This is a genomic window from Nonomuraea thailandensis (genome assembly GCF_024172165.1).
Taxonomy (GTDB): domain Bacteria; phylum Actinomycetota; class Actinomycetes; order Streptosporangiales; family Streptosporangiaceae; genus Nonomuraea; species Nonomuraea thailandensis.
Genome location: NZ_JAMZEB010000002.1, coordinates 2,029,404 through 2,044,233, shown reverse-complemented (window position 1 = coordinate 2,044,233; position 14,830 = coordinate 2,029,404). Strand labels below are relative to the sequence as shown.

The 14,830-nt window shown below is 73.7% G+C and carries 15 protein-coding genes; 6 read left to right on the top strand and 9 right to left on the bottom strand.

Features of this window, described 5'->3' with window-relative positions:
- Position 1: 1 nt before the first annotated feature.
- Positions 2–1,153, top strand: a complete 1,152-nt coding sequence (locus tag HD597_RS13400) for a glycosyl hydrolase (RefSeq protein ID WP_253742352.1) — start codon at positions 2–4, stop codon at positions 1,151–1,153.
- 24 nt (positions 1,154–1,177) lie between these two features.
- Here the strand turns inward: HD597_RS13400 and HD597_RS13395 are convergent, their stop codons facing one another.
- On the bottom strand, positions 1,178–1,450 hold the full coding sequence (locus tag HD597_RS13395; protein ID WP_253742351.1) for a hypothetical protein: 273 nt from the start codon (positions 1,448–1,450) through the stop codon (positions 1,178–1,180).
- A 212-nt stretch (positions 1,451–1,662) separates the two neighbouring features.
- Between HD597_RS13395 and mqo the strand changes: the two genes are divergently transcribed.
- Both mqo and HD597_RS13385 read left to right on the top strand, forming a co-directional pair.
- Positions 1,663–3,150, top strand: a complete 1,488-nt coding sequence (gene mqo, locus HD597_RS13390) for a malate dehydrogenase (quinone) (RefSeq protein ID WP_253742350.1) — start codon at positions 1,663–1,665, stop codon at positions 3,148–3,150.
- The gene (locus tag HD597_RS13385; protein ID WP_253742349.1) at positions 3,143–3,838 is read left to right on the top strand and encodes a FadR/GntR family transcriptional regulator; all 696 of its coding nucleotides are present in this window, start codon (positions 3,143–3,145) and stop codon (positions 3,836–3,838) included. The genes mqo and HD597_RS13385 overlap by 8 nt, the downstream gene beginning before the upstream one ends.
- Here HD597_RS13385 and HD597_RS13380 read toward each other — a convergent pair.
- Positions 3,826–5,067 carry a benzoate/H(+) symporter BenE family transporter gene (locus HD597_RS13380; RefSeq protein WP_253742348.1) on the bottom strand — a complete coding sequence of 414 codons (1,242 nt, stop codon included), beginning with the start codon at positions 5,065–5,067 and terminating at the stop codon, positions 3,826–3,828. The genes HD597_RS13385 and HD597_RS13380 overlap by 13 nt on opposite strands.
- Positions 5,068–5,143: 76 nt before the next feature.
- Between HD597_RS13380 and HD597_RS13375 the strand changes: the two genes are divergently transcribed.
- The gene (locus tag HD597_RS13375) at positions 5,144–5,605 is read left to right on the top strand and encodes a GNAT family N-acetyltransferase (RefSeq protein WP_253742347.1); all 462 of its coding nucleotides are present in this window, start codon (positions 5,144–5,146) and stop codon (positions 5,603–5,605) included.
- A 186-nt stretch (positions 5,606–5,791) separates the two neighbouring features.
- On the opposite strand, the gene HD597_RS13370 is transcribed toward HD597_RS13375, so the two are convergent.
- Positions 5,792–7,243, bottom strand: a complete 1,452-nt coding sequence (locus HD597_RS13370; RefSeq protein ID WP_253742346.1) for a Gfo/Idh/MocA family protein — start codon at positions 7,241–7,243, stop codon at positions 5,792–5,794.
- A gap of 217 nt (positions 7,244–7,460) precedes the next feature.
- On the opposite strand from HD597_RS13370, the gene HD597_RS13365 reads away from it, so the two are divergent.
- Entirely contained in the window at positions 7,461–8,477 is a 1,017-nt protein-coding gene (locus tag HD597_RS13365; protein ID WP_253742345.1) for a LacI family DNA-binding transcriptional regulator, read from the top strand.
- A gap of 42 nt (positions 8,478–8,519) precedes the next feature.
- Here HD597_RS13365 and HD597_RS13360 read toward each other — a convergent pair whose 3' ends face one another.
- Positions 8,520–9,578 carry a hypothetical protein gene (locus HD597_RS13360; protein ID WP_253742344.1) on the bottom strand — a complete coding sequence of 353 codons (1,059 nt, stop codon included), beginning with the start codon at positions 9,576–9,578 and terminating at the stop codon, positions 8,520–8,522.
- 91 nt (positions 9,579–9,669) lie between these two features.
- A complete protein-coding gene (locus tag HD597_RS13355) occupies positions 9,670–10,119 on the bottom strand; it encodes a carboxymuconolactone decarboxylase family protein (protein WP_253742343.1) in 450 nt (149 codons plus the stop codon).
- 83 nt (positions 10,120–10,202) lie between these two features.
- On the opposite strand from HD597_RS13355, the gene HD597_RS13350 reads away from it, so the two are divergent.
- A complete protein-coding gene (locus tag HD597_RS13350) occupies positions 10,203–11,081 on the top strand; it encodes a sigma-70 family RNA polymerase sigma factor (protein ID WP_253742342.1) in 879 nt (292 codons plus the stop codon).
- A gap of 165 nt (positions 11,082–11,246) precedes the next feature.
- Here HD597_RS13350 and HD597_RS13345 read toward each other — a convergent pair whose 3' ends face one another.
- From HD597_RS13345 to HD597_RS13330, 4 genes are all read right to left on the bottom strand, one after another.
- On the bottom strand, positions 11,247–11,717 hold the full coding sequence (locus HD597_RS13345; protein WP_253742341.1) for a DoxX family protein: 471 nt from the start codon (positions 11,715–11,717) through the stop codon (positions 11,247–11,249).
- Positions 11,718–11,925: 208 nt separating this feature from the next.
- Entirely contained in the window at positions 11,926–13,317 is a 1,392-nt protein-coding gene (locus tag HD597_RS13340; RefSeq protein WP_253742340.1) for a glycoside hydrolase family 28 protein, read from the bottom strand.
- Positions 13,318–13,531: 214 nt separating this feature from the next.
- Positions 13,532–14,188: a VOC family protein gene (locus HD597_RS13335; protein WP_253742339.1), complete on the bottom strand. Its 657-nt coding sequence runs from the start codon at positions 14,186–14,188 to the stop codon at positions 13,532–13,534.
- On the bottom strand, positions 14,185–14,781 hold the full coding sequence (locus HD597_RS13330) for an alkylhydroperoxidase domain protein (protein WP_253742338.1): 597 nt from the start codon (positions 14,779–14,781) through the stop codon (positions 14,185–14,187). Before HD597_RS13330 ends, HD597_RS13335 begins: the two co-directional genes overlap by 4 nt.
- Between the last annotated feature and the right edge of the window lie 49 nt (positions 14,782–14,830).

Below are 14,830 nucleotides of genomic sequence, written 5' to 3'. Positions count from 1 at the left end.
CATGCGCACCCCCCGCCCCCGCCATGGCTGGTGGAGCCTCGTGCTCGTGCTGGCCGCCGTGCTCGGCCTCGCGCCGCCCGCCCACGCCTTTCCTGCCGCCTCCCGTACCGACCTGATCAACTACCTGACCGGCATCTCCGGCCGCTCCACCCTGTCCGGCCAGCACAACCGCGAGCCCAACAGCGACCCCACCAGGTACACCCGCCTCGCCCAGGGCATCACCGGCCAGACGCCGGGGCTGTGGGGCGGCGACTTCCTGTTCTCCTCCGCCGACGTCGCCAACCGGCAGACCATGGTCAGCGAGGCCATCCGGCAGTGGCAGGGCGGCTCCGTCGTGGCGCTGACCTGGCACATGTGCCCGCCCACCACCGGCTCCACCTGCGGCTGGGACTCGGCCGGCGTGCTCAGCCGGCTGTCCGACAACCAGTGGAGCCAGCTCGTCACGAACGGCACGAGCCTCAACAACGCCTACAAGAGCCGGCTCGCCGAGGCGCTGCCCCACCTGCGCCGGCTCCAGAGCGCCGGCGTGCCGGTGCTCTGGCGGCCCGTGCACGAGATGAACGACGGCTGGTCGTGGTGGGGCGGCAGGCCCGGCGCGAACGGCAGCCGCAAGCTCTACCAGATCGCCTACGACTACTACACGGCCCAGGGCCTGACGAACCTCGTCTGGGTCTGGAACGTCAAGGACCTCGACATGGGCTCGATCGGCCAGTACTGGCCGGGCGGGGCCTACGCCGACGTGGCCTCGCTCGACGTCTGGGTCAAGCTGGAGCCCTCCGCCTCCGACTACCAGGCGATGCTCGGCGTCGCGGGCGGCAAGCCGATCTCCCTGGCCGAGGTCGGCCGCGCGCCCAGCCCCGCGCTGCTCGACGCCCAGCCGCGCTGGACCTGGTTCATGGTCTGGGCCGAGTGGCTGATCGACCCGGCGTACAACACCAACGCGAGCGTGCAGGCCAGCTACTTCGGGCCGCGCGTGCTCAACCGGGGCGAGTTCACGATCGGCGACGGCGGCGGCGTCACTCGTACGGGGAAGATCAGGGGGCTCGGCGGCAGGTGCGTGGACGTGCGCGGCGGCGTGAACGCCGACGGCACACCGCCGCAGATCTGGGCCTGCACCGCCAACGCCAACCAGAAGTGGACGCTGCCCGCGTGAGCCTCCCGGCCTCCTGGCCCGCGCTCACCGGTCACTGACGGCGGCCGGTGCGGTGTCGCCGGCCGCCGCACCGCTGCCGAACGCCGCCCGGTCCGCTCCGCTGCCGAACGCCGCCGGGTCCGCTCCGCTGCCGAACCGCTCGGCGAACGCCCGCTCGGTCAGCGCCCGCCGGATCCGCTCGCCCGCGCCGGGGTCGCGGCGCAGCACCTGCCCGGCGTCGGGCGCCGGCGAGGTGAGGAACGAGACGAGGTACGGCTCGGCCAGCAGCCGGCCGTTCTCGCCCCGGTGCACCGGCACGCCCGGCGGCCGACCTCGACGGTCGTGCCGTCGGCTGCCGGGTAGCGGCCGTCGGCGGCGATCCGCTCGTTGTCGGCCGCGATCCGGCGCAATCTTCCACTCACGCGTCCTGATCGTAAAGGGCGGGACGTGGTGTCCGCCGGTCCCCTGCCCGTTGACACGACATGTTATACAAGATGGGGATTTGTCATACAGGTTGTGGAGGACGACAGGTGATCGCCCAGGACGGACGGGCCGACTACGACGTGGTGCTGGTGGGTGGCGGCATCATGAGCGCCACCCTCGGCGCGCTGCTGCGCCGCGTGCGGCCGGACTGGTCGGTCCTGGTGCTCGAACGGCTCGACGGCCTCGGCCTGGAGAGCTCGTCGGCCTGGAACAACGCGGGCACCGGCCACGCCGGGCTCTGCGAGTTCAACTACACGCCGCTGACCGCCGCCGGCTCGATCGACGTGAGCAGCGCCATCGCGGTCAACGACCAGTTCCAGCTCTCCCGGCAGCTCTGGGCGCGCCTGGCCGAGGAGGGCGCGCTCGGCGACCCGGCGGGTTTCATCCGGACGGTCCCCCACTACGCCTTCGCGCACGGCGCCGCCGGGGTGGAGCACCTGCGGCTGCGCCACGCGGCGTTGCGCGCGCACCCCCTGTTCGAGGGGATGGAGCTCACCACCGACCGGGACGTCATGGCGCGGTGGCTCCCGCTGATGTTCGCCGGCCGCACCAGGCGTGGGCCGGTGGCGCTCTGCCGCACCCCTGGCGGCACGGACGTGGACTACGGGGTGCTCACCCGGCGGCTGTTCGCCGCCCTGGCGGGTGACGGCGCCGACGTGCGGACCGGCCACGAGGTGCGGTCGCTGCGGCGGGACGGGCGCTCCTGGCGGCTGCGGGTGCGCGACCTGCACGGCGCCCGCGACTTCCCCGTTCGCGCGCCGTTCGTGTTCCTCGGCGCGGGCGGCGGGACGTTGCCCCTGCTCCAGAGCGCCGGCGTGCCGGAGACGCGGGAGTACGGCGGTTTCCCCATCAGCGGCCGGTTCCTCCGCACGGCCGACCCCGGGCTGCTGGCCCGCCACCACGCCAAGGTCTACAGCCACGCCGAGCCGGGCGCGCCGTCGCTGTCGGTGCCGCACCTGGACACCCGGGTGGTGGACGGCCGCCCGTATCTCATGTTCGGGCCCTTCGCCGCGTTCTCGCCGCGGTTCCTCAAGCACGGCCGGCTGTCCGACCTGCCGCGGTCGGTGACCCCGCGCAACGCCGGCACGCTGCTGGGCGCGGCCCGCGAGAACCGCGACCTCCTGCGCTACCTCGTCGGGCAGGTCGCGCAGACCCGCGGCGGCCGGTTGCGGGCGCTGCGCCGGTTCGTCCCCGACGCGCGGCCGCAGGACTGGGAGCTCGTCACGGCCGGGCAGCGGGTGCAGGTGGTCAAGCGGGTGAACGGGCGGGGCTCGATCGCGGGCTTCGGCACCGAGGTCGTGACGTCGTCCCACGGCGGCCTCGCCGCCCTGCTCGGCGCCTCCCCCGGCGCCTCCGCCTCCGTGGCGATCATGCTCGACGTGCTCGAACGCGCCTTCCCCGGCCACCTGCCCGGCTGGCGGCCCGCGCTGCGCGACCTCCTCCCCTCCTACGGCCTCTCCCTGTCCGGGCAGCCCGAGCTGCTCAGGGAGCTCACCGCCCGCACCGCCGAGGCCCTGGGTCTCGACCATGGCTGACGAGTACGGCGCGAGCCTCGCCGACCGGGTGGAGGGCGAGCTGCGGCGCGGCATCGGGAGCGGCGAATGGCAGCCCGGCGCGTTGCTGCCGTCGGAGGGCGAGCTCGCCGTCCGCTTCGACGTCAGCCGCACCGTCGTACGCGAGGCCGTCTCGCGGCTGCGCGCGGCGGGGCTGGTCGAGACGCGGCGCGGGCGCGGCTCCTCCGTGCTGGCCAGGCCGGCGGCGCAGGACTTCACCCACTCGCTCGGCACGGTGCGCGACCCGCAGGACCGGCTGCACCTGCTGGAGCTGCGGCGCGGCATCGAGGTGGAGGCCGCCGCGCTCGCCGCCGCCCGCCGCACGCCGGCCGCGCTGGCCGCCGTGGACGCCGCGCTGCGCCGCACGGCCGCGGTGCGGGGCGGTGCCAGCGACGCCGTCGAGGCCGACTTCGCCTTCCACCGCGCCATCGCCGCCGCCACGGCCAACCGTTTCTACCTCGACCTGCTCGACACGCTGGGCGCCGGCGCGATCACCCGCCCGTACGCCGGGCCCGAGCCCGACCCCGGCCATCTCGACCAGGTGCTCGGCGAGCACCGCCGGATCCGCGACGCGATCGCGTCGGGCGACGCCATGGGGGCCGCCGCCGCCATGCGCACCCACCTCGACGCCTCCATGGCACGGCTCAGGGGCCGCCCCTACGAACGCTGACCGGCCGGGACGGGACGCTCCGTCCCGGAGTCCTCGGCCGAGGTCTCCGACGGAGATCGTCTGTGCAGCAGGAGCGCTGTCAGGCCGCCCGCGACCAGGCCCCAGAACGCCGCGCCGATGCTCAGGATCGTCATCCCCGAAGCGGTGACCACGAAGGTGACCACCGCGGCCTCCCGTCCCTCCGGCTCGGTCACCGCGCCGGCCAGCGAGGAGCCGAGCGCCGACAACAACGCCAGACCGGCCACCGCGGTGACCAGCACGGGCGGGGACAGCAGCACCAGGGCCATGGCCAGGCCGGCGCCGAGGCCGAGCGCCAGTTGCCCGGCGCCGAGGGCCACCGTCGCGATCCACCGGCGGCCGGGGTCGGGGTGGGTGTCCGGGCCCGCGGTCAGCGCCGCGGTGATCGCGGCCAGGTTGACGGCGTGACCGCCGAACGGCGCCGCCGCCGCGCTCGCCAGACCGGTCGCGACGAGGATCGGGCGCAGGGGCGGCGCGTACCCGTAGGTCGCCATGACCGCCATGCCGGGGACGTTCTGCGCGGCCATGGTGACGAGGAAGAGCGGGATGGCGATGCTCACCACCGCGGACAGGCTCAGCGTCGGGGCGGTCAGCTCGACCGCGGGCCGCAGCGCCGCGCCGGACAGGCCGTCGGCGGGCCCGTGCACCGCGATGGCGACGACCGCCACGGCCAGCGCGCCGGGAACGGACCAGCGCCGCGCGTACCGCTGCAAGACCGCCCAGGTCAGGACGACGGGCACGGCCAGCAGCGGGACGTCGACGACGGCGCGGACCGGCGCGGTGCACAGGCTCAGGATGACGCCGGCCAGCATGGCGCCGGCGATCGGGCGCGGGATGGCGGCGATCGCCCGGGCGGGCCAGGGCGACAGACCGGCGAGCAGGAGCAGCCCGGCGCAGACGATGAACGCGCCGACCGCGGCCGGGAAACCGCCGGGCACGGGACCCGTCGCCACCAGCAGCGCCGCGCCGGGGGTGGACCAGGCGATGCTGATCGGCATGCGGTGGCGCAGCCCGAGGTAGATCGCCGCCGCGCCGATGCCGCAGCACAGGGCCAGCAGGCCGGACGCGGCCTGCCCCGGTGTCGCTCCGACGGCGCGCAGGCCGGCGAGCACGACGGTGAACGAGCTCGCGTACCCGACCACCGCGCTGACCAGCCCCGCCATGACCGCCTGCACCCGCACGCCCGCTCCCCCGATGCCGTCGTTCCACATACGGAACGAACCATAGTCACACGGTCATCACCGGACAAGCCCGGTGCCGGAGGGCGGGATGACATGCTGAGGTCTCATGGACGTCCAGATTCGACCCGTACGGGAAGAGGATCGCCACGCCGTCATGGAGCTCGTCTCCCAGCTCACCGAAGGCGTGGCCGAATGGCGCGACCCCGACGCCGTCGTGGAGGCGGCCCGGCAGTGGCTCGCCGGGTACTTCACCCCGGCTCCGGAGCAGAGCGGGGCCGTGTTCGTGGCCACGGCCGGCGGGGAGGTCGTCGGCATGGTCTCCGTCAACACCCACCGGCACTTCACCGGGCCTGAGGAGGCTTACATCGGCGAGCTGGCCGTCGCGCCGCACGCCGTCCGCATGGGGCTGGGCCGGCGGCTGCTGGGCACGGCGGAGGACTGGGCGCGACGGCAGGGTCTGCGCCATCTGACGCTGGAGACGGCGGCGGGCAACACGACCGCCCAGCGGTTCTACGCCGCCGTGGGGTACCGGGAGGAGGCGGTGCGGTTCACCCGCGTGCTCGAATGACGCGGCGCGAGTCGCACGCACGGCGTGGCGCATGGGGAATCAGGCGCTCGGCGCGGCGCGGGCCGCGCCGAGCGCGGCCCGCGCCGGCCGAGCTCGGCCCGTGCCCGAGCACCGTGGGGCAGCCCGTGCGCCGCGCCGCACGCCCCGCGTCCGGCCGGCGTGGCCGCCTTCAGGTGGCGGTCGGCGTCAGATGTCCGTGCCGAGGTCGAGGTCGTCGATGGTGACGGGCCCGCCGGTGAGGAGCGACCGGTTGGCGGCGATCCCGACGGCGACCGCGCGCAGGCCGTCGCGGTAGTCGGCCGCCCGGGCGAGGGGGTCGGGGCCGATGCGCAGGTCGCGGCGGAAGACGTCCTTGAGGAGGATGGCGTCGCCGCCGCCGTGGCCGCCGATGCCGGCGGGGATCGGGACCTCCTCGGGCCGCTCCCAGTGCCGCTGCACGATGAGGCGCTCGCCCTCGGGACGCAGGGGGTCGCGCGCGCCGAGCGGGGTGGCCGACGGGTCGAGCACCGCGTTGCCGCTCGGGTCGAGCTCGATGAAGCCGCGCTCGACGACCTCCAGCTCGGCGCGGCCGGCGGTGCCGTTGACCGTGACGCGGTAGCCCTCCCAGGGGCTGTGCGCGTTGAGCGAGTAGCTCAGCCGCGCGCCCCGGCGGTAGTCGACGAGGACGGCCATGTTGTCCTCGATCGTGACGCCCGGCGCGAACGGGTCCTGGTCGCGGCGGTAGCCGTCGTGCTGCTCGGCCTGCAGGTAGAGGGCGTCCAGGCGGGGGTCGGCGCGCAGGTCGAGGGAGAACGGGTCGCCGTGGGCGCCGGTGCCGCGCTCGGGACGCTCGCCCAGGCCGCGCTCGGCGGCGTTCTGGTCGCCGTAGAAACGCAGCGCCCCGGAGGCGTAGACCCTGGCGGGGGTGTCGCCGAGCCACCAGTTGATCAGGTCGAAGTGGTGGCTGGCCTTGTGGATCAGGAGGCCGCCCGAGTTGGCCTTGTCGCGGTGCCAGCGGCGGAAGTAGTCGGCGCCGTGGACGGTGTCCAGCGCCCACTCGAAGTGCACGCTGGTCACCTCGCCGATCGCGCCCGAGGTGATGATCTGGCGCAGCGTCGAGTTGCGCGGCGCGTAGCGGTAGTTGAACGTCATCACGACGTCGCGGCCGGTGTCGGCGACGGCCCTGGTGATGCGGCGGCAGCCGTCGGCGTCGATCGTCAGCGGCTTCTCCACCACGACGTCCGCGCCGGCCCGCAGCGCCCGGTCGACCAGGTCGGCGTGGGTGCGGTCCAGGCTGGTGACGATCACGACGTCCACGCGCTGCTCGGCGACCATGCGCTCCAGGCCGTCGGGAGCGTGACGCGGCAGCCCGGCGGGGCCGCCGAGGCCCAGCTCGGCCCCCACCTGGGCGTCGTAGTAGCCGATGCGCGCCGGGTTCGGGTCCAGCCAGGCGACGATCTCGCCCACGTCGGCGTGCTCGCCGGTCAGCGCCGCGACGTACATGCCGGCCCGGTGCCCCGTGCCGGCCACCGCGTAGCGGCGGCGGGCGCGCGACGGTGGCGGGGCGGCGAACTGCGGCACCACACCGGCGCCCGGCTCGGTGCTGGTGTGGGACGCGGGGGCGGGGGCGGTGGGGTTCTGATCCACGGGGTGGGTCACGAAGGTCCTTCTCGCTGGGGACGCTCGGCATGGGTGAGCGTGACTAAAGTGAACGTTCATCTCGAAACGCTAGTGAACGAACACGCCGAGGGTCAAGAAGGTGCTCTTCCGGAAGCAAGTCATCAAAGTGAACGTTCATGTGTTGTCATGGGTGAACGAACACTTCCCGGACCCCCGGTACGCTGAACCCGCGTACCGGCCGAGCGAGGAGCACCACGTGAGCGAGGGAGCGGCGGCGAAGCGGCCGACCATCATGGAGGTCGCGAGGCTCGCCGGCGTCTCCCACCAGACGGTGTCGCGCTACCTCAAGTTCAACGGCGACGGCATGAAGCCGGCCACCACCGAGCGCATCAGGACGGCGATCGAGCAGCTCGACTACCGTCCCAACCTCGTCGCCCGCGCCATGCGCAACCGCCGCACCGGCCGGCTGGCGATGCTCCTGCCCGCGGGCACCGCCGTCAGCGCCCTGGAGTTGCTGGCCGGCGCCACCGCGGCGGCCCACGAGGCGGGCTACGTGGTCGAGGTCGTCACCCTCGGCGGATCCCCGCAGACGTGGCCGCAGCGCGCCCTGGAGCTGTCCGATTCCGGGTTGTTCGAGGGCATCCTGTCGCTGACCCGGATGCCGCTGCCCACCCAGCGCGCGGGCAGCGTGCCGATCGTCGTCTCCCCCGACTACGACGACCACATGCGCGGGGTCGGTGAGCTCGCCGACGCCTCCCACATGGCCGAGATCGTCGAGGGTCTGGCCGCGTACGGGCACCGGCGGTTCCTGCACGTGGCAGGCGACTACGCGCACGCCTCCGCACGCCAGCGCAGGCAGGTCTACCTCGACGCCCTCCGGCGGCTCGGGCTGGAGTCCCACGCGGTCGCCGACTGCCGCTGGTCGGCGCAGGCGGCCCGGCAGGCGGTGCTGGACCTGCCGCCCGGCAGCGGCGTCACCGCGGTCATCGGCGCCAACGACCTGGTGGCCGCGGGGGCGATGCGGGGGGCCTGGGAGCGCGGCTGGAAGGTGCCGGAGGATCTGAGCGTCACGGGGTGGGACAACAACCCGGTGACCGCGTTCCTCCCGCCGTCGCTCACGACCGTCGACGTCGATCACGAGAGGCTGGGGCGTCGCGTGCTGGCCCGGCTGCTGGCCGCGCTGCGCGGCGAGCCCGCGCCCGAGGAGGACGAGCCGATCACCCAGGTGATCTGGCGCGAGTCGACCGGGCCGGCTCCTGAGCGGGCGCGCTGAGCGGACGTGCGGAGCGGGTGCGCTGAGCCGGGGCCGTCGTGATCAGAGGGGCAGGGTCGCGGCCAGCGGTGCGCCGAGCTGGATGTCGAGGTAGGCCACGAGATCCTCTCCGTCGACGGCGCCCCGCCTCGCGTCGATGATCACGATCGTCCCGGCCACGATGCCGGCGAAGCTCGTCCCGGACCGGCGGGCCAGCTCGATGCGCTCGGTGACCGGACGGCGGACCGCCTCGGTCAGGAAGGTCAGCCCGTGCGGGAACTCCTCGGTCAGCGGGTGCCGCTGCCTGCCCGACTCGATCAGGCTCCCGATGCCGAACTTCGCCGTCACGATCTGGTCGTCGCGGAGCGTCACGTCGAAGTAGCCGTTCGACTGCACGCGGGTGCACGACTGCTGAGGCGGGTAGAAGCAGTCGTACCCGCCGGCCCGGAGATCGTCCACGGTGGAGCTCATCGTGGTCGCGTAGTGCTCGGCGCCGAACGGCCAGCGCCGGACGGTGGCGTCCCTGGCGGTCACGAGCAGGCCGTCGAGGTCGGAGAAGCGGTAGTCGGCGTGCTCGTCCCGCCACGCGGACTTGGGGAGCTCGTCACTCCGTCTCACCATCGGGTCGCCCGAGTCGCGCACGAAATCGTCGATCTCCTGGCGGGTGCGATCGCCGGCGCCCGGCCAGACGGCGGCGAGCGCGGGCGCCGCGGCGTCCGCGATCCGCGGGTCGTCACCCTGCTCGTACGTGCCCGCCCCGGCAGGCGGGAACCAGGCCCAGGCGAGCCGGTCGTGGTGGTCCAGCAGGAACTGCGCGACCTGGGGTTGCACCGTGTCCGCGTCGTCGTGGTGAGCGATCCGGCACCACAGGACCCGGCCGTCCGCGTTGCCGCGGACCTGGGCGCAGAACCAGCCGGCGTCCGTCAGCGGCCGGGTGAGGGCCGCGGCCGTGCCGCCGGCGGGGACGGGGACGGCCGCGGAGTTCTCGGCCGCCGCGGCGTGCTCGTACACCTTGGCGGGAGGCAGCCCGGGCGGCTCGGCCGATGGAGCGCAGCCGGTCAGCAGCCACGAGCCGAGGATCGCGGCCAGCGAGGCGGTCATCGCGCCTTTGATGTCGAGCACGGACGAGGAGTCTACGAGAGCCGCCGGGCCGCCGGCACGGCCGCGACGTCCGCGGCCGGGCCGGCGCGCCCGCAGCCGGGCCGGGGCCGGGTCACCAGGTCTTGCCGGCCTGCTCCCGGGTCGCGCGGTTGATCCGGTTGAAGAAGTTGGTCATCGCGACCACCGTGAGGATCGAGGACAGCTGCTGGTCGTCGAAGTGGCCGGCCGCCTGCTCCCAGATCTCGTCGGTCACCCCCGGCGCGCCGTCCTGGATCCGGGTGGCGGCCTCGGACAGCGCGAGCGCCGCCCGCTCCGCCTCGGTGAAGAACGGCGTCTCGCGCCAGGTCACCACGTTGTGCAGCCGCTCGTCGGTCTCCCCGCGCTGCTTCGCCGAGTGCACGCCGCCGAACACGCACGGGCTGCAGCCGTTGATCTGGCTGACCCGCAGGTGGATCAGGTCGAGCAGGAGCGGGTCCACTCCCCCCGAGTGGATCGCCTTGTACAGGTGCTGGATCGCGGTGGTCACGTCGGCGTTCGGCCGGCTCTTCAGACGTGCTTGCATCGTTGTTGCTCCTTCATCGGTTACCCGAGCCCGTCCGGGCCCGTCATCACCCATGACGGAGCAGTTCGGAGGAAGGTAACAAGATGTCCGACACCGGCCCGGCGGATCCGGTCGCCGAGGCGTTCGAGGCGCAGCGCGACCGGCTGCGCGCGGTCGCCTACCGCATGCTCGGCTCGCACGCCGACGCCGACGACGTGGTGCAGGAGGCCTGGCTGCGGCTCTCCCGGCAGGACGCGGCGACGATCGACAACCTCGCCGGCTGGCTGACCACCGTGGTCGGCCGGATCAGCCTGGACGTCCTGCGCTCGCGGCAGGCCCGCCCCGAGGCGTCCTACGACGACCGGCTGCCCGAGCTCGTGGTCACGGTCGACGACGGCCTCGCGCCGGAGGACGACGTGGCGCTCGCCGACTCGGTCGGGCTGGCGCTGCTCGTCGTGCTGGAGTCGCTGGGGCCGCGTGAGCGGCTGGCGTTCGTGCTGCACGACCTGTTCGCGGTGCCGTTCGGCGAGATCGGCCAGATCCTCGGCAGCTCGGCGGACGCGGCCAAGATGCTCGCCAGCCGCGCCCGCAGGAAGGTGCGGGCGACCGGCCGGCCGCCGGGCGGCGGGCCGGAGCAGCGGGAGGTGGTCCGGGCCTTCCTGGCGGCGGCGCGCCGGGGCGACTTCGAGGAGTTGCTGCGCGTGCTCGACCCCGAGGTGCGGCTGACGATCGACACGCCCGGCGGGGTGGTCGTGGTCCTCGGCGCCACCAAGGTCGCCTCCGGCACCCGGGTGGGCACCGGCGCGGCCTCGCAGGGGCGGGAAGTGCTGGTCAACGGCCTTCCCGGATTCGTGGCGTGGCGCGAGGACGGCACTCCGCTGTCGCTCCTGGCCTTCACCGTCGCCGACGGCCGGATCGCCCGCATCACGGCCGTGGTCGATCCCGCCCGGCTCGCGTCACTGGATCTGCCCGACGCGGGGTGAGGCGCGGGGTGAGCACGGGGTGAGCACGGGGTGAGCACGGGGTGAGCACGGGGTGAGCACGGGGTGAGCGCAGGGTGAGGCGCGGGCCGGGGAGAACGCCGGCCAGGGAACGGCGAACGGCCGCCGGGGTCCGGGCCCCGGCGGCCGTCCGCGTCCTGTCCCCGTTCACGCCATCCGGTCCCGGGCCGGGACCAGGCGGGCGCCGAGGGCGCGGGCCCCGATCACCATGGCCGCCGCCGCCAGGACGATGTCCTTGAAGATGTACTGCGCCTCGAGCGTCGGGGCGCCGGGGAACAGGTTCGTGAAGAAGAACACGTACGGCGCGAAGAAGCCCGCCAGCGCGCCCGTCATCACCACGAGCCCCGTCTTCAGCAGCTTGCCGGTCACCAGGGCGAGGCCGATGAAGACCTCCATCGCGGCGATCACGGCCTGCGCCGCGTAGCCCGACAGCATGCCCAGGGACAGCTTCTCCAGCGTGGCCACCGACAGCGCCTCCGCCGGGCTCACCCCCGGGAAGAACTTCAGCGTGCCGAAGGCCACGAAGACCAGCCCGAGGCTGACCCGCAGGACGTCGATGCTGTGCCGGGCCAGCCAGCCGGACAGCCTGGAGATCATCGTTTCGATGGTGGCGGTCATGTCGTGCTCCCTCGTCGAGGATGTCGTTTCCGTCTGCGTTCAGACTCGCGAACTCGGCGGCCGGGAGCGTCGGGCCGGGGGAGACACCTGTTGTACGTCGTCGCACGTACGCCGGGGTCCCCGCGTACTGCCGGAGGCCTCAGGGGTTCGCCCTAGGGGATGGCGATCTCCAGGTCGGTGCGTACGCCGGCGGTGGTATCACGGTCGTTCAGGCGATGATCAGCGGTTCGCCGTTCGCCAGGACGTTCTCCAGGACGAGGCTCTCGACGTGCTCGACGACGCTCGGCGTCGCGATGGCGCCGAAGTCCACGTCGGTCAGCCTGACGCCGCGGATCGGCGCGTCGGCGTAACCGCGCAGGTTGAGCGCCCGGTTGGCGGTCCGTACGGTCATGTCGCGCACGTCGATCCCGCCCACCACGGGGTTGAAGCCGTGCCCCGGCCCCTCCTCGTAGTTGAAGTTGATGTCGATGACCGAGCCGCCGACCTGGCCGATCTCCAGGTTCCTGGCGTGGAAGCCCTCGACGAAGCCGCCCCGCACGGAGTTGGTCTTGAAGCGCAGCGCGATGTCGAGATTCGGGCTGGACATCGTGCAGTCCCTGATGAACACCTCGCGCACGCCGCCGGACATCTCGCTGCCGATCGTCATGCCGCCGTGCCCCTCGCGGAACGTGCAGCCCTCGACCAGGATGTGCTCGCTCGGCACGTTGACGCGGCGGCCGTCGGCGTTGCGGCCCGACTTGATCGCGATGCAGTCGTCGCCGGTGTCGAACGTGCAGTCCCGGATCACCACCATCCGGCTGGACTCGGGGTTGCAGCCGTCGTTGTTCGGGCCGTGGGTGCGGACCGTGACGCCGCGCACGAGCACGTTCTCCGACAGCGTGGGGTGGATCTCCCACATCGGCGAGTTGACGATGGTGACGCCCTCGATGAGCACGTCGCGGCAGCGGTAGGGCTGGACGAAGGACGGGCGCAGGTAGCCGCCCTCGCCGTACACCCGCCGCTCGACCGGCACGCCCTGCTCGGCCTGGTCGAACAGGGCGGCCCTGGCCTCGGCCTGGCGCGGCTGCCCCGGCTCCCAGCCGTGGTCCCCCGAGCCCTTCCACGGCCACCAGTGGTCGTCGTCGGCCTGCCCGTCGAGCACGCCCGCCCCGGTCACCGCGATGTCGTGCTGCCCGTAGGCGTAGATCAGCGGCGAGTAGTTGAACAGCTCGACGCCCTCGAACCTGGTCAGCACCAGCGGCAGGTACGCCTTGGGGTCGGTGCTGAACAGCAGCGTGGCACCCTCGGCCACGTGCAGGTCCACGTTGCTCAGCAGGTGCACGGCGCCGGTCAGGAACCGCCCCTCGGGCACGTCCACGTGCCCGCCGCCCGCCGCGTGACAGGCCCTGATCGCGGTACGGATGGCGGCCGTGCAGTCCGTCACCCCGTCCCCTACGGCACCATATTTCCGGATATCGAAGCGACGGTGCGGGAACCTCGGCCCGCGCACCTTCGCCGCGATGCGGTTGGCCCGCGCCCACGGATCGGATAACGCCAGCGCGGCCGGCGCGTCCAGGCTCATCGGGACGGCGAAGGCCGACACGGCTGCGGACACGGCCATGGCGCGCATCGCATCGCGACGGCTCCAGGAACGACCTCGGGAACGGTTCGGCATGGACGGGCCTCCCTCGCCGGGACCTGCGCCGGACATCCCGGATGCTATGTCAACCCCTTGCACTGATCCAGACGTGATGAGCACATCACCCCAGGATCCGAGGTGCAACCGTTTGCAGGATCTGGCCAGGGCAGGATCACTTGCCCCGTGCAGGATCTGGTCAGCGCAGGATCACGTCCCCCCTCGGGGTGCCGATGACGGCGCGCAACGCCGGCGCCGGCCCGTCGGCGACGTCGAGCCGGACGCCGAGCGCGGCCAGGTCACGCCGGAGCGCCTCGGAGCGGGGATGCGCGGCGGAGAAGGCGATCAGGCTGACCAGCGGCAGGTCCGAGTCGGCGGGGTGGCGGGTCGCGCCCCAGTCGATGAGGAACGGTACCGGCACGACCTCCGCGGGGTCCTCGCGCCGCGTGAGCCGCCACTCCAGCAGCTCTCCCGCCGGGGTGCGGCGGGAGAGGGGCTGCACGTCGCCGGGGTCGTAGCCCTGCTCGCGGGCCCGCCGTACCGACGTGTCCAGGTCGTCCGGCCGCACGGCCCACGCGGCGAGCCGGGGCTCGGCCAGCGTCTCCAGGCCGAACGCCCGCGGCCGGACGGTGGCCGCCGGGTCGGGGCCGATGATCTCCAGGTATGACGAAGGCCCGAAGCGGACGAGGTGGTTGGCGGTGCCTCCGGGATGGCTGCCGCCGGGCGCCGGGCTGATCCCCGTGCGCTCGGCGAACTCGGCGACCCCGGCGGCGAGGTCGGGCACCGCGTAGACGAGATGGTCGAGCCGCGGGTGCGTCACCGCTCCTCCGGGCCGGTCGAGCCGCGAGCGGGTCACGTCTCCTCCGGGCTGGTCGAGGCGGGTCGCTTGTTCTCCCGTGTGGGCTCGCCGAGTGAGAGCATCAGCCGGTTCGCCCAGCCGAAGAACGCGCCGGCGTGCACGGCGTCGCTGATCGCCAGGTCGTCGAGCCCGGCCGCGCGCAGCGCCGCGATGTGCTCCGCGCCGAGCCGGGACGGGGTGTCGGCCAGCGCCACGGCGGCGTCGATGATGGCCCGCCACCTGTCGTCCTGCCGCGCGCCCACCCCCTCGTCCAGCAGCCGGCGCACGTCGCCGGGCCGCTTGGAGTAGTGACCGGCGAAGCGCGCGTGCACCGAGGCGCAGAAGACGCAGCCGTTGCGGCGGGAGGTGGCGGTGGCGGCCAGCTCCCGTTCGGCGCGCGGCAGGCCGCCGTCGGGGTTGTAGAAGATGTCCTGGTCGGTCTTGGTGCGGGCGTGCAGGATGCCGGGGTCGCGGGCGAGCAGCAGGAAGTACGGCGAGGCGGCGCGGGCGCTGTCCACCAGCGCCTCGTGGTGGGCGTCGGTCAGCTCCTCCTCCGTCAGCGGCGCCAGCCACGGCCGCCAGCCGAGCCGCTCGGTGGTGAAGCCCGTCATGCCCCGATGTCCTTCCGTGTGGCGAGGCCGGTCATGCCCCCGATGTCCT